Here is a 15,669-nt window from a genome sequence, read left to right as displayed (position 1 = left end):
AAAACAGCTATGTTGGCACAACTGACCATCAGCAATTTTGCTATCGTTCGTGAACTTGAGATCGATTTCCAGAACGGCATGACCGTCATCACCGGTGAGACAGGTGCGGGTAAGTCCATTGCCATTGATGCTCTCGGTTTGTGCCTGGGCGGGCGCGCAGAAGCCGACATGGTGCGCGCAGGCGCTGCGCGAGCCGACCTCTGTGCCCGTTTCGCCTTAAAAGACACCCCAGCAGCCCTGCGCTGGCTGGAAGAGAACCAGCTTGAAGATGGCCGTGAGTGCTTGCTGCGTCGCGTTATCAGCAGCGACGGCCGCTCCCGTGGCTTTATTAACGGTACCGCCGTTCCGCTGTCACAGCTTCGTGAGCTGGGCCAGTTGCTGATTCAAATCCACGGCCAGCACGCACACCAGCTTCTGACAAAATCCGAACACCAAAAATTCCTGCTTGATGGTTACGCCAATGAAGCGTCCCTGGCCCAGGAAATGACCGCGCGCTATCAGCTATGGCACCAAAGCTGCCGCGATCTGGCGCATCATCAGCAACAAAGCCAGGAGCGCGCAGCACGGGCGGAACTGTTGCAATATCAGCTAAAAGAATTGAACGAATTCAACCCACAGCCGGGCGAGTTTGAGCAAATTGATGAAGAGTACAAGCGTCTGGCTAACAGCGGGCAATTGCTCACCACCAGCCAGCAGGCGCTGGCTATCCTCGCGGATGGCGAAGACATCAATCTGCAGAGCCAGCTGTACACCGCAAAGCACCTGGTCACCGAACTGGCAGGCATGGACGGCAAACTTTCCGGTATCCTCGATATGCTGGAAGAGGCAACCATTCAGCTCAGCGAAGCCAGCGATGAACTGCGCCACTATTGCGATCGTCTGGATTTAGACCCTAACCGTTTGTTCGAACTTGAGCAGCGTATTTCAAAGCAAATCTCGTTGGCACGTAAGCATCACGTCTCTCCGGAAGCGCTACCGCAGTTCTATCAGTCTTTATTAGATGAACAGCAGCAACTTGACGATCAGGCCGACTCGCTCGAAACCTTAACCCTGGCGGTGAACAATCACCATCAGCAGGCGCTGGAAACAGCAAAAAGGTTGCACCAACAGCGCCAGCATTACGCCCAGGAACTGGGGCAACTCATTACCGAAAGTATGCATACCCTTTCGATGCCGCATGGTCTCTTTTGCATTGATGTAAAATTTGAGGAGCATCATCTGAGCGCAGACGGTGCCGACCGCGTGGAGTTTAAAGTTACCACTAACCCGGGTCAGCCGTTACAACCGATCGCGAAAGTTGCTTCCGGCGGCGAGCTGTCGCGCATCGCTCTGGCTATTCAGGTTATTACCGCACGTAAAATGGAAACCCCAGCGCTGATTTTCGATGAGGTTGATGTCGGCATCAGCGGTCCGACGGCGGCGGTCGTGGGCAAAATGCTGCGTCAGTTGGGAGAATCAACCCAGGTAATGTGCGTAACGCACCTGCCGCAGGTTGCTGGTTGTGGTCATCAACATTTCTATGTCAGCAAAGAAACTGACGGCGCAATGACGGAAACACACATGCAGCCGCTTGATAAACGCGCACGTCTGCAGGAGTTAGCCCGCTTACTTGGCGGAAGCGAAGTCACACGCAATACCCTCGCAAACGCAAAAGAACTGCTGGCAGCATAAACTTTTTTCCCTTGTGAAGGTCTGAGTTCAACATAAAATCGCCGACCGACCCGACAGCAAAAGGTTTTAAAGTGGTGAAAGGTCTATTATCATCGGCATATTACATATGAGCCGCGTACTGCTCGGGCCCGAAAAGGAATCAAATCACTATGCGCTGTAAAACGCTGACTGCTGCTGCAGCAGTACTACTGATGTTGACTGCAGGCTGTTCCACTCTGGAGCGAGTGGTTTACCGCCCTGACATCAACCAGGGAAATTATCTGACACCGACCGATGTCGCCAAAGTGCGTACAGGCATGACGCAACAGCAGGTTGCTTATGCTCTGGGTACCCCGATGATGTCCGATCCTTTTGGCACTAACACCTGGTTCTATGTGTTCCGTCAGCAACCTGGACACGAAGGCGTAACTCAGCAAACGCTGACGCTGACCTTTAACAGCAGCGGCGTATTGACCAACATTGATAACAAACCTGCCCTGACCGACAACAAGTAGGTTTGAGAGATCAAAAAAAGGTGCTCAATGAGCACCTTTTTTATTGTCTGTTATTTTTTAGCGGATTTCTCTGCTCGCTGCCTGCGCAGCTCTTTGGGATCGGCAATCAACGGCCGATAAATTTCCACCCGATCGCCGTCATGCAGAACATCAGCAAGCTTTACCGGACGGCTGTAGATGCCCACTTTATTTTTGCTGAGATCGATATCATTACGTAATTCCAGCAACCCGGAAGCGCGGATAGCCTCTTCCACCGTAGCGCCCTGCGGCAGCGTTACGCGCTGTAAATACTGTTTTTCAGGTAGCGCGTATGCCACTTCAACGACAATTTTAGCCGACGCTGACACTGTAAACCTCTTTCGCGCGAACGGTGAAAGCCTGCACCATATTCGAAGCCAGCTCTTTAAAGATGCGGCCAAACGCCAGCTCGATGAGTTTATTCGTGAACTCAAAATCGAGATGAAACTCAATGCGGCACGCGTCCTGGCTTAACGGCGTAAATTTCCAGCCGCCAATCAGTTTTTTAAACGGTCCATCGACCAGATGCATCAGTATGCTCTGATTACTGGTCAGTTGGTTACGCGTGGTGAACGTTTTGCTAATCCCTGCTTTAGAGACGTCCACAGCGGCCGTCATTTGTCCCGGAGTCGACTCCAGTACGCGGCTACCGGTACACCCCGGTAAAAACTGGGGATAGGATTTAACATCATTCACTAACTGATACATCTGCTCCGCACTGTAAGGTACTAAAGCGGTCCGGCTAATCTGAGGCATAACAATTTCCATCAATATCAATCACACAAATAATACCATTTATCACTCGCTAAAAAAAACGCTATAGCCCAACTCGTGCTAAGATAGCGCCTTGCGCCCCGCTGGATGAAATGGGGTGTATTTCGATTCCAGATTACCTATACTGAGCGGCATTATGACGAAGAAAAAAGCACACAAACCTGGCTCAGCCACAATCGCGCTTAACAAACGCGCACGACACGAATACTTTATCGAAGAAGAGTTCGAAGCAGGACTCGCTCTGCAGGGCTGGGAAGTCAAATCCTTGCGCGCAGGTAAAGCCAACATCGGCGATAGCTACGTTATACTCAAAGACGGCGAAGCGTTCCTGTTTGGCGCCAACTTCACACCGATGGCCGTTGCTTCAACACACGTGGTATGCGATCCCACCCGTACCCGTAAACTACTGTTAAACCAGCGCGAACTCGACTCTTTGTATGGTCGCATGAATCGGGATGGTTATACCGTGGTAGCACTTTCGCTGTACTGGAAGAACGCCTGGTGTAAAGTGAAAATCGGCGTCGCAAAAGGTAAGAAACAACACGACAAGCGCTCCGATGTGAAAGAACGTGAATGGCAGGTGGATAAAGCACGTATTATGAAAAATGCCGGGCGATAACCTTCTTTTCTCTGTGGCCAGTCTATCACCATGATGACTGGCCTTTATTTTTTAGTTATTGAAAGTCGTATTATACATTCATAGGAATTATAGATTCCATTGCTGAATCGTTCAGCTAAAAATACAACCTCCAATCTGCAGGCAAGGAGTAGTCTAATAGAATAAAACTTCAAGTACTTGCACCCTATATTTTCCACCCTGCGAAATAGCATTATTATTACTGTTGTTTATTATTAACAATAAATAATAAAAACAATAATTACAGCAACTTATAAATAAAACCCATTTGTCGAAACGTTTAACTCATTTCGATGAAAAATGTCATCATATATTTTTAATATCTGGACATTGCAGAAAAGTTTCTTTCTGACTATATCATCTAATACGAAAGAACTATTTTTGGTGCTCAGACTACGACTTTATTTGTTCAGAAACTGATATCTGTAAATCTCATCCATGAAATTACATGTGCAAGTTCATCATTATGATGAACGAGGCACCTGTCTGCTCATTTTCCCGGCACGCCGTTGCGGATTAATACTCCCGACCTGCCATCAGGAGTGAACATATGCGTCTACTCGCCGTTGTATCGAAGTTGACTGGTGTTTCTACCAATGTTGAAGCCTCTGAAATTACGCTCAACTCACCTTCTATTGTGAAACTGTCCGTTTCGCGTGAGGAGGTCAGCCAGTTGACTCGCGTTAATCAGGATCTGGTTGTCACACTCCGTTCAGGTGAAACCATCACCATTAAAAATTTTTACGTCGGAAAAGGTGATGCGCAAAACCAGCTGGTTCTGGAAGACAGCAATGGCGCGCTGTGGTGGGTTCAGGATACGGATGGCGCTTTCCATTTTCAGCACCTGGACGATCTCACGCCGCTGATGACGGCCGAAGGCAGTCATGACGGTGGCGCAGTCTGGCCCTGGGTTCTCGGCGGGGTCGTTGCCGCAGGTGGGATTGCAGCTATAGCCTCTTCTGGCGGCGGTGGAGGACATCACAATAACGACAACGGCTCAGGCAATGGTAATCCCGGTGGTAGTACGGATCCTGGCGTTGGAACAAATCCAGATGGTGGCACTAATCCAGGCGGTAATAATAGCGGAGATACCACTCCACCAACATCCCCAACTGCACTGGTGGTCTCCCCTGATGGCAAGTCGTTGACCGGGCAGGCAGAACCGGGCAGTACAGTCATCATTAAAGATGCGCAGGGCAACATTGTTGGTCAGGGTAAAGCAGACAGTGACGGCAAATTTGCGATCGATCTTAATCCCCCTAAACTCAGCGGAGAACACCTGACCGTTACCGCAACCGATACGGCAGGTAATACCAGCCCCGCCGCGAGCGTTAACGCGCCCGATATTCCTCTGCCTGCCACACCGGTAATTTCTGCTGCTATAGACGATCAGGCTCCGGAAACCGGGACTGTCGCTAACAAGCAATTTACCAATGACAATACCCCAACGCTACAGGGAACCGGCACCCCCGGCTCAACTATCCATATTTATGTTGATGGTAAAGAGACAGGTACCGCCGTGGTGGGATCGAATGGAAAATGGAGCTTTGCTATTGCCACACCGCTGGCAGATGGTGAACACAGCTTTACAGCCATTGCTACCAACCTTAAAGGCAGCAGCGGAGAATCTACCCAATTCACGCTCAACATTGATACTCACACCCCAGAAGCCCCTGTACTTGAAGCCCTAACGGATAAAACAGGGTACATTACTGGTCTACTCATCAATAACGCACACACTGATGAAGCAAAACCAACCCTATCCGGTAAAGGTGAAGCAGGAAATACCATTACCATCCGTGAAGGGAACATCATTCTGGGGACGACTGTCGTTGATGCCAGCGGCCAGTGGAGCTTCACCCCGACAACAGCGTTAAGCGACGGCGCACATACGTTCACGATCCAACAGACGGATAAAGCAGGAAACGTCAGCGAAATAACGACAACCCCAACGATTATTGTTGATACGACTCCCCCACCTGCTGCGGTGGTTGACTCAGTCTCCGTGGATGGCACCACCGTAACAGGTCATGCTGAAATCGGCAGTACCGTCTCCATCTATGATGCCGATAACAATCTCCTCGGTTCAGCTGTAGTAGGCCAGGATGGCTTATTCAGTATTACGCTGAATCCAGCGAAAACGCATGGTGAAACGCTGGAAACACGTATCCGGGACGAGGTAGGTAATGACGGACCGGCAGGCCAATTTACTGCATCAAACTCTCAATATCCTTCTCAACCGATCATCATCACCGTGTCTGATGACATTGGGAGCGTGACCGGTGCTCTGAAAAACGGCGATGCTACAGATGACAATCGCCCGACCATCAGCGGCACTGCTGAACCGGGAAGTGTTATCACAATTAATGACAATGGCGTGCCAATGCCAACAATCCCGCCGGTGATTGCTGACAACGATGGGAAGTGGAGCTTTACGCCCTCTCAACCACTTCCTGATGGTGATCATCTTTTTACCGCAACGGCAACAAATAACTTCGGCACCAGCGGACAGTCCATCAGCTTTGCGGTTGATATCGACACCCAACCTCCGGTGCTGGAAGATTTGGAAGTCATTAATCAGGGAACCACGCTGACAGGCTCCACCGAAGCAGGCAGCACGGTGGTGATTAAAGACAGTCAGGGAAATGTTTTGGGAAGCGGTAAGGCAGGTAATGATGGCTCATTCTCAATAGGCATTAATCCCGCAAAAACCAATGGTGAAACGCTGACCATTTCGGTCACTGATAGAGCCTCAAATACGGGTCCTGTAGAGAGCCTGAAAGTACCGGATATTTCGCCGCCAGCCTCCCCTTCCGGACTAACTGTCGCTGCCGACGGTGAATCCGTTAGTGGTCAGGCGGAACCCGGTTCTACGGTTATCATCAAAGACGTCGCGGGTAACGTACTGGGTACCGGGATCGCCAACGGCAGCGGGCAATTCATCGCCCCGCTAAATTCACCACAAACCAATGGCGAAGCGTTAACGGCAACAGCCAAAGACGCTGCACAAAATGAGAGTCTACCGTCTACCGTGCTTGCACCGGATACGACCGCACCACTCGCACCAGAAGATGTGAAGGTGAGCCCGGAAGGCACCAGTGTAACGGGGACGGCTGAACCAGGCAGTACAATAACCATTACCGCACCGGACGGCAGCACCATCGGTACGGGAAAAACAGGAAGCGATGGCAACTTTAGCGTACCGCTTTCACCTGCGCAGACGAATGGCGAAACCGTCAGCGTCACCGCCACTGACAGCGCTAAAAATGAAAGCCCGACGCAAACGGCGGTAGCGCCGGATATTACCGCCCCCGATAAGCCCATTATTTTGCAGGTATTTGATGATGTCGCAGACGATACCGGGCCACTCACCAGTGGACAAACAACCAACGACAACCGTCCGACGCTGAGCGGCACAGCAGAAGCTGGCTCAACGGTAGAGATATTTGATAACGGGGCATCTCTAGGTGTGGCCGTAATGCAGCCTGACGGTAGCTGGAGCTTCACCCCTCAGACCGACCTCGGTGAAGGGAAACACCAGCTTACGGCTGTCGCTACAGATACCAAAGGCAACGCCAGCCCGGCGACCGCGTTTGAACTGATTGTTGATACGCAGTCACCGCAAATGCCTGCCATTACCCATGTAACGGATGACAAACCGGGCATTGTCGGTTCCATCGCCAATAACGGTCTGACCAACGATAACACGCCAACCATCAACGGAACCGGCGAACCCGGCTCAATAGTTCATCTGATGCGTGACGGGCAACTGATTGCAGATATTACCGTCGATACTAGTGGGATATGGAGCTACACCCCGCCGCAAACGTTGCCCGATAATAAATATGAATTTACGGTGACAGCCAGCGACAACAATGGAAACACGACACCTCTCTCCGCAGGGTTCACCATTACCATTGACAGCACGGCACCTCTCGCCCCGGGATTTTCTGCGATCCTTGATCCTGATAAAAATCCTATCGATACCAGTCAACCGACCAACTCTTCTCAGCCACAGTTAACCGGTAGTGGCACCGCTGGCGACACCATCACCATTTATGACAATGGCAAGCCGATTGGTGAAACAAAGGTTAGCACGGATGGAAACTGGCAATTCACGCCGCCAGTGGTACTGGGTGACGGCACACATGTTCTGACGGCAACCGCCAGCGATCCGGCGGGCAATGAAGGCCCGAAATCCACCAGCTTCACGCTACAGGTCGATACAAATGCGCCAAATGCACCACAAATACTGTCAGCAACCATTGTTGTGGGTACCGAAAATGTCGTCCTGGCTAATGGCAGCACAACGAATCAGGAAACCCCGCTTCTGAGCGGTACCGGCGAGCCAGGCGCCACGATCACGCTCTATAATAATGGCACTGAGGTGGACACGGTAAAGGTCAATGCACAAGGGAAATGGACCTACCAGCCAACCGCCAATTTATCTGAAGGGTTAAACGTCATTACCGCGACGGCTACCGATGCGGCAGGCAACGTCAGCCCGGTATCCGGCGTCTACTCGATCACAATTGATACCATTCCACCTGCGAAACCTGACGTACCGCTAATCACCGATAACGTTCTACCCGTTGCCGGAAACGTTGCCAGTGGTGGCACAACCAATGACACCACGCCCACCTTCAGCGGGAAGGGAGAGCCGGGTAGCACTATCACTATCTACAATAACGGCAGCGAAATTGGTCAAACAACGGTAGGTGATAACGGGAGCTGGACCTTTACCCCGAGCCCATTAGACCCAGACACGACTTACGTCATCACCACAACTGAAACCGACATTGCGGGCAATACCAGCGATCCGTCGGATCCCATCACCCTAACCATTGACACAACGGTCCCAACCACTCCCACTATTGAATTTGCGACGGATGATGACGGCGTACCTGACTCAAACTTTAACAACAACGCCACCACCGATGACAATACGCCGGTTATTCATGGTACGGGTGAAGCTGGCAGCATTATTACTGTATTCAATGGCACTACCGTTCTGGGCGTGGCCACTGTCGACAGTTTTGGCAACTGGGAATTCCCCATTACCAGCGCCCTGCTCGATGGAACCTATACCCTAACCGCCAGCGCAAAAGACGCCGCCGGTAATCCCAGCGGGACATCGAACAGCTTTACCTTTACCGTTGATACCATTCCTCTGCAGGCACCGGTAGTGACGGAAATCCTTGATAACGTCAACCCGGTCACTGGCACTCTGAGCGATGGCTCCTTCACTAACGACCAGACGTTAACCATCAACGGCACCGGCGAGACAGGCAGCATAATAACAATTTATGACAATGGCACAGCTATAGGGACCGCAAACGTCATTGATGGAAAATGGACCTTCACCACGCCTGCACTTTCAGAAGATCCAGATCCTCACGCGCTGACCTTCACTGCAGATGACGGAGCCGGAAACACGACGCTTCAAACGCCGGCCATTAATATCACCGTAGATATTACACCGCCGCCAGCCCCGACGATCCAGACTGTCTCACCGGATGGCACCCGGGTTGCTGGTCTGGCAGATCCTTTCGCCACGGTTGAAATTCGCGATGCTTCCGGCACGCTAATCGGTACCGCAACCGCAAATAATACCGGCGAATTCGCCGTAACCTTAAGCCCGGCGCAGACCAACGGCGGTGAACTCACGGCGAAAGCAATTGATCGCGCGGGTAACGAAAGCCCCAACGCGACCTTTCCCGCCTCTGACAGCGGCCTGCCTGATGTGCCGTTCATTATCGCGATTGACGACGATGTCGGTAGCGTACAGGGAAATATTCTCACTGCTGGCGGTAGAACAGACGACACCACCCCCACGCTTCGTGGCACAACGGAAGTGGGGTCGACGGTCGAAGTCTTTATTAACGGCACAAGCGCTGGCCAGGCCATCGTTGATACCAGCGGCAATTGGACATTTGCGGTTCCCACCCTGCCGGGCGAAGGGAACTACAATTTTACCGTTCAGGCCACCAACGGTAACGGCAAGGGCGGTCTGTCCGCCCCCGTTGCAGTAACGGTAGATTTAACCGCACCGCTCCAGCCGGTGATTGTTAACGCGACGGATGACGTTCCCGGCTACACCGGCTCACTGGCTAACGCCGCGCTAACAAACGATGCGCGCCCCACGCTCAACGGTACCGGCGAAGCAGGTGCCACTATAACCATCTTTGATAATGGCAATGCGATCGGCACTACCACCGTAGCTCAAAACGGTAGCTGGAGCTTCACGCCGGGAAGTAATCTCAGTAACAGCCAGCATGTGTTCACCGCCCGCGCAACGGATAGTGCGGGTAATACCGGGGCTATTTCGGGCGATTTCACCCTGACCATTGACACACAAGCGCCCACCGTCCCGACAATTACATCGGTGATTGACGATAACAACCTACCGAACGTTTCCGTTTTACCAGGCCAGGCAACCGACGATCGCCAGCCCGTGCTGAACGGTACGGGCGAAACCGGTGCGACAATTAATATCTTTGATAACGGCGTACTCCTTGGTACGACCGTAGTAGGTACAGGAGGAACCTGGTCCTGGACGGTTGACAGCGCGCTAACGGAAGGCAGCCACACCCTGACCGTCAGCGCCACCGACCCGGCAGGTAACACCAGCGCAGCCTCCTCTGGGTGGAATATCGTCGTGGATGTGACGCCCCCCGCCGTACCAACGCTCACTTCCGTGGTAGACGATCAGCCCGGTTTAACCGGCAATCTGGTCAGCGGTCAACTCACCAACGACGCGACTCCGACGCTCAACGGTCGCGGAGAAATCGGAGCTACAATTAATATCTGGCTGGATGGCGGAACAACACCGATTGGCACAGCCATTGTTGATGGAACCGGGTCGTGGAGCTTCACGCCTGGAACGCCACTCACTAATGGTAACCATACCTTTACCCTCAGCGCGACTGACCCAGCCGGCAACACCAGCGCCCTGTCCGGTGGATTTACGCTGAATGTTGACGCCACTCCACCTGTAGCGCCAGTCATTACCAACATCGCGGATAATACGGCCCCCGTGATAGGCGTCGTACCGAATGGTGGAAGCACCAACGAGACAAGGCCGACAATTACCGGAACCGGTGAAGCAGGCTCGACAATCTCTATTTATAACGGCGCTTCTCTCGTGGGCACAGCCCTTGTCCAGGCCAACGGCAACTGGAGCTTTACACCAACAAATGCGCTTACTGCAGGCACATGGAATCTTACCGCGAAGGCAACTGATACCGCGGGTAATACCGGGCCGGCATCGGATGTTCGCTCATTCACTATTGATACCACCGCCCCCGTTGCACCTGTCATAACCACCGTCTTTGACGATCAAGGGCCACTCACCGGCAATCTCAGCAATGGACAAATTACTGATGATGCCCGCCCGACATTCAGCGGTACCAGCGAACCCAACGCCATAATCCGTATCTTTGACAACGGCTCTTTGTTAACGGAGATAACCGCTAACAGCAGCGGTAACTGGAGCTATACGCCTACGCAACCAACAGCGCCTGCAATGGCCACGGGAAACCATGTCATCACCGTAACGGCCATCGATGCGGCGGGTAATGTGAGTCCTGCATCGGACAGCTTCACATTCGTGGTGGATACCACCGCGCCATTACTACCGGTTATTACCCTGGTGACCGATGATATGCCCCCTGGCACCGGGGCGATTACTAACGGACAAAGTACCAACGATCCAACGCCGACGTTTAGCGGAACAGCGGAGGCCGGAGCCACAATCACCCTGTATGAGAATAATACCGTCCTGGGAACCACCACCGTGTTAGCCAACGGTACCTGGAGCGTCACCACCTCCACGTTGGGAAGCGGTACACATACCATTACCGCTGTCGCTACAGATGCAGCAGGCAACGCCAGCCAACCAACAGGCGGTTTTACGCTGACTGTCGACACATCGGCCCCCGCTACGCCAACCCTGACTACCGTCGTGGATGACGTTGCTGGCGGTGTATTCGGCAACCTGAATAACGGTCAGATCAGTAATGACAGCCGGCCAACACTGAACGGGACTGCTGAGGTGGGAAGTACGGTAAGTGTTTATGACGGCAACACCTTGTTGGGAACAACCACGGCTGGAGCAGGTGGCGTCTGGAGCTTCACGCCGGGAACCCCGCTCAGCGAAGGCTCGCACACGCTAACCGTCACCGCCACCGATGCGGCGGGTAATAACAGCCCGGCGACCAACAGTTTTGTGATAGTCGTTGATACCACCGCGCCAGGCGTGCCAGTTATTGTCAGCATTATTGATGATGTGCATAACATCACTGGTGCAGTGGGTAATGGTCAGTCCACCAATGATACCCTCCCCACGCTCAACGGCACGGCGGAAGCCAACAGCACGGTCAATATCTTTGACAACGGCGCGCTGGTGGCCTCCGTAACGGCGAACGCCAGCGGAAACTGGACCTGGACTCCCACCTCAGCGTTGGGCCAGGGCACGCATGCTTATACGGTGAATGCCACTGATACGGCGGGTAACGTGAGCCCCACCTCCCCTGGCTCGTCGATTGTAGTGGATACCCTTGCGCCCGGCGCGCCGACAGGCCTTACTATCAATGCAACCGGCAACCGTGTCAGCGGTACAGCTGAAGCAGGGAGCACCGTGACCATTACATCCAGTACAGGAACCGTACTGGGAATCGCCACTGCGGATGGTGCTGGCAGCTTTGTGGTGGCGCTTTCCCCGGCACAAACCAGCGGCCAGGCGCTGCTGGCATTTGCTCAGGATAAAGCGGGTAATACCGGTGTTTCTGCCGGGTTCACTGCCCCGGATACCCGCGTACCCGATGCCCCAACCATCGTCAGTGTTGTAGATGATTTCGGCATTTATACCGGGATTATCGCTAATGGTCAGGTAACCAACGATGCCTTACCTACGCTAAACGGAACGGCACAGGCCAATGCCGTCATCAATATTTACAACAACGGGGCGCTGCTTGGCTCCACAACGGCAAACGCCAGCGGCGTCTGGTCCTTCACGCCTGACAGCAATTTGACCGAGGGCTCGCACGCCTTTACCGCGACCGCAACCAACGCGAACGGCACAGGAGCCGCATCAGGTCCCGCCACAGTGGTGGTCGATACACTGGCTCCCAATACGCCAACCGGCATACTGAGTGCGGATGGCGGTTCGCTAACAGGCCTGGCAGAAGCAAACAGCACGGTGACGGTGACAATCCCTGGCGCGGGTACCTACACCACGACGGCAGGAAGCAACGGTGCCTGGTCATTGACCTTGCCGACCAAACAAATTGAAGGGCAGAAGCTGGGCATAACCGCAACCGATGCGGCGGGCAATACGTCGGGGTCGCTCTCCATTACCGCCCCAATCCTCCCACTCTCGGCTAACGATAACGTCACCAGCCTCGCTCTGACGACCACCGCAACCACCAGCTCACAAAGCTACTCTGACTACGGTCTGCTGTTGGTAGGTGCTTTGGGGAATGTCGCCTCCGTTCTGGGTAATGACACCGCACAGGTACAGTTCACCATTGCCGCCGGTGGCTCCGGCAATGTCACGATCGATGCGGCAGCGACAGGCATTGTTCTGTCATTGCTCAGTACCCAGGAGATTGTGGTGCAGCGCTTTGATGCCACTCTCGGCACCTGGAGCACCTTCATCAACACTGCAAATGGCGACTTCGCAAACCTACTGACGTTAACTGGTAGCGGCGTCACCCTGAATCTGACCGGCCTGGCCGGCGGGCAGTATCGCGTGCTGACGTATAACACCAGCCTGCTGGCGACAGGTTCATATACCAGCCTGGACGTAGACGTACATCAGACCAGCGCAGGCGTTGTCAGCGGGCCGACCGTCAATACTGGCAACGTGATGGCAGACGACGTTACGCCAACCGGGACAACACTAACATCAGTCACTGATGCCAGCGGGAAAACCACCGTCGTTGGCGCGGGTGGAGTCGATATCACAGGTCAGTACGGCACCCTGCACATCAACCAGGACGGCAGCTATACCTACACATTAACTAACACCAGCGCCGCGGTTTACGGTCAAAAAGAGAGCTTCACCTATACCATCACACAGGGTAGCAACAGCAGCTCGGCACATCTGGTGATCAACCTGGGGCCAGCCCCGGCGGCCACCACCGTTATTGCGGCCGACAACAATGCTGCCATGGTCTTTGATACCAGCGTCAGCTATGTCAACAATGGGCCATCAGTACAAAGCGGTCTGACGGTATTAAGCGTCGGAGTTGGTACCGTACTTAACGCCAACCTGCTTGATGACATGAGCAATCCGATTATCTTTGATGTAGAGGATGGCTCAACCCGTACGATGACCATTCAAGGGACCGTTGGCGGCGTAACGCTGGCCTCAACGTTCGATCTTTATATCTACCGCTTCAATGATGCGATCCAGCAGTTTGAACAATACCGGGTGCAAAAAGGCTGGATCAACACCCTGCTGCTGAATGGCAATTCACAGCCGTTGACGGTAACGCTGCCAGGCGGTGAATACCTGTTTGTACTGAATACCGCCAGCGGGATCAGCGTCCTCACCGGTTACACGCTCAATATCTCGCAGGATCATACCTATGCCGTAGATAGCACTACCGCCAATACCACCGGCAATGTGTTAACTAACGATATTGTGCCGCCAGATGCGGTGATCACTGAAGTCAACGGCGTGGCTGTCCCGGCATCGGGAAGCACCACCATAAACGGCCTCTACGGTACGTTATCCATTGATGCAAAAGGAAATTACACCTATACCCTGAAAAACGGCGTTGGTGCGGACAGCATCAAATCCCCGGACAGCTTCGTCTATACCGTTCGCGCGCAGAATGGTGATACGGATACCGCCTCACTGAACATCACGCCAACCCCGCAGGCGTTGAATGCCGTCGATGACGTCAGCAGCATCATGGCGGTAAATACCGTTCAGGACTCGGCTGCATATGGCAGCGGCGCGCTGGGAACAGCGACAATTCCGACCCTGGGGAGCAAGGCAACCGCGACAGGTTCGTTTGACATCGCGACAAATGACGTCCTGAAAAACGCCACGCTTAACTTCGATATCAACACGCTAATCACCGTCGGTACGCTCGGTGTGAGCTGGACGATAACCGGCCCTGGCGGATACACACTTTCAGGTACGGTACCTGCCAGCGCCATCAGTCTGTTAGGCAGTTCAATCGCGGTCTCGCTGGGGAATGCCGAACTGACCGCAGGTCATTACAGCGTCAGCTTCACAGGAACGATGGGAGGGCTGGCCGTGGGCGACGTCAGCATTACGCCGAATGTCACCGGCACCACCTGGCACCTTAATACCTTTGACGTCAACACCACCACGGTAAATGGCAATATTTTTGATGGTAGTGATGCGGCAGGCGCCCACGATCAGCTGTCAACCGTCCATACCCTGCTTACCGTCAATGGCTATAACGGCAGTACCGCCACGCTCAATCCGACCAGCAGTACCAGTAGCGCCACCGTTCAGGGCCATTATGGTTCACTGACCATGAATCTGGATGGCTCCTACACCTACACGCTGAAGCCGGGTACGACCGTGGCATCGATGACCACCAAAGAGACCTTCACCTATACGCTTAATGACCAAAACGGACATACGGACACCGCCACGCTGACCATCAATATGAATCCGCAGCTGGCAAGCTCCTCACAACATGATGTGATCACCGGGTCGGTCTACGGCGATACGCTTATCTATCATCTACTTAATGCCAACAACGCAACCGGAGGGAACAACAGCGACAACTGGACCAATTTCTCTATGGCCCAGGGCGACAAGATCGATATCCACGAACTGCTGAGCGGATGGAACCATCAGGCCTCAACGCTTGGGAACTACGTGCAGGTCACCACCAACGGATCCAACACCGTGCTCGCCATCGACCGCGATGGTACGGGTGGAACTTATCAATCCACCAACCTCATCACCCTGGAGAACGTCAACACCACGCTGAATGAACTGCTACAGAACAACCATCTCATCACGGGTGGTTAATACATAAAGCTCCGGGCGCCACGACGCCCGGAGCAACTGCCGTAACGGTT

The 15,669-nt window shown here is 53.5% G+C and carries 6 protein-coding genes; 4 read left to right on the top strand and 2 right to left on the bottom strand.

Annotated features, from left to right (window positions below; all coding sequences use genetic code 11):
• The first annotated feature begins 9 nt into the window (after positions 1–9).
• Positions 10–1,671, top strand: coding sequence for a DNA repair protein RecN (gene recN / locus FHD02_RS18650; RefSeq protein ID WP_137361380.1), 1,662 nt, complete (start codon positions 10–12; stop codon positions 1,669–1,671).
• A gap of 149 nt (positions 1,672–1,820) precedes the next feature.
• A complete protein-coding gene (gene bamE / locus FHD02_RS18645) occupies positions 1,821–2,165 on the top strand; it encodes an outer membrane protein assembly factor BamE (RefSeq protein WP_003826401.1) in 345 nt (114 codons plus the stop codon).
• 50 nt (positions 2,166–2,215) lie between these two features.
• On the opposite strand, the gene FHD02_RS18640 is transcribed toward bamE, so the two are convergent.
• Positions 2,216–2,512 carry an RnfH family protein gene (locus FHD02_RS18640; protein ID WP_137371363.1) on the bottom strand — a complete coding sequence of 99 codons (297 nt, stop codon included), beginning with the start codon at positions 2,510–2,512 and terminating at the stop codon, positions 2,216–2,218.
• Complete coding sequence (ratA, locus tag FHD02_RS18635; RefSeq protein ID WP_038642770.1) at positions 2,496–2,939, bottom strand: type II toxin-antitoxin system toxin RatA; 444 nt, start codon at positions 2,937–2,939, stop codon at positions 2,496–2,498. The genes FHD02_RS18640 and ratA overlap by 17 nt, the downstream gene beginning before the upstream one ends.
• Positions 2,940–3,093: 154 nt before the next feature.
• Here ratA and smpB point away from each other — a divergent pair, with 154 nt between their 5' ends.
• Positions 3,094–3,576 (top strand): SsrA-binding protein SmpB, encoded by a 483-nt coding sequence (gene smpB / locus FHD02_RS18630; RefSeq protein ID WP_043017973.1) that lies wholly within the window; start codon positions 3,094–3,096, stop codon positions 3,574–3,576.
• 568 nt (positions 3,577–4,144) lie between these two features.
• Positions 4,145–15,619, top strand: a complete 11,475-nt coding sequence (locus tag FHD02_RS18625; RefSeq protein WP_220394187.1) for a BapA/Bap/LapF family large adhesin — start codon at positions 4,145–4,147, stop codon at positions 15,617–15,619.
• Positions 15,620–15,669: the final 50 nt, after the last annotated feature.

Source organism: Citrobacter sp. EC_71 (assembly GCF_019584005.1).
GTDB classification, from domain to species: Bacteria; Pseudomonadota; Gammaproteobacteria; order Enterobacterales; family Enterobacteriaceae; genus Citrobacter; species Citrobacter werkmanii.
Note: the sequence above shows the minus strand (reverse complement) of the source record. Positions and strands in the feature narration are given on the sequence as shown.

Excerpts from the sequence above, each read along its gene's own strand:
- bamE (WP_003826401.1), top strand. The coding sequence starts at position 1,821 with ATGCGCTGTAAAACGCTGACTGCTGCTGCAGCAGTACTACTGATGTTG.
- smpB (WP_043017973.1), top strand. The coding sequence starts at position 3,094 with ATGACGAAGAAAAAAGCACACAAACCTGGCTCAGCCACAATCGCGCTT.
- ratA (WP_038642770.1), bottom strand. The coding sequence starts at position 2,939 with ATGCCTCAGATTAGCCGGACCGCTTTAGTACCTTACAGTGCGGAGCAG.
- recN (WP_137361380.1), top strand. The coding sequence starts at position 10 with ATGTTGGCACAACTGACCATCAGCAATTTTGCTATCGTTCGTGAACTT.
- FHD02_RS18625 (WP_220394187.1), top strand. The coding sequence starts at position 4,145 with ATGCGTCTACTCGCCGTTGTATCGAAGTTGACTGGTGTTTCTACCAAT.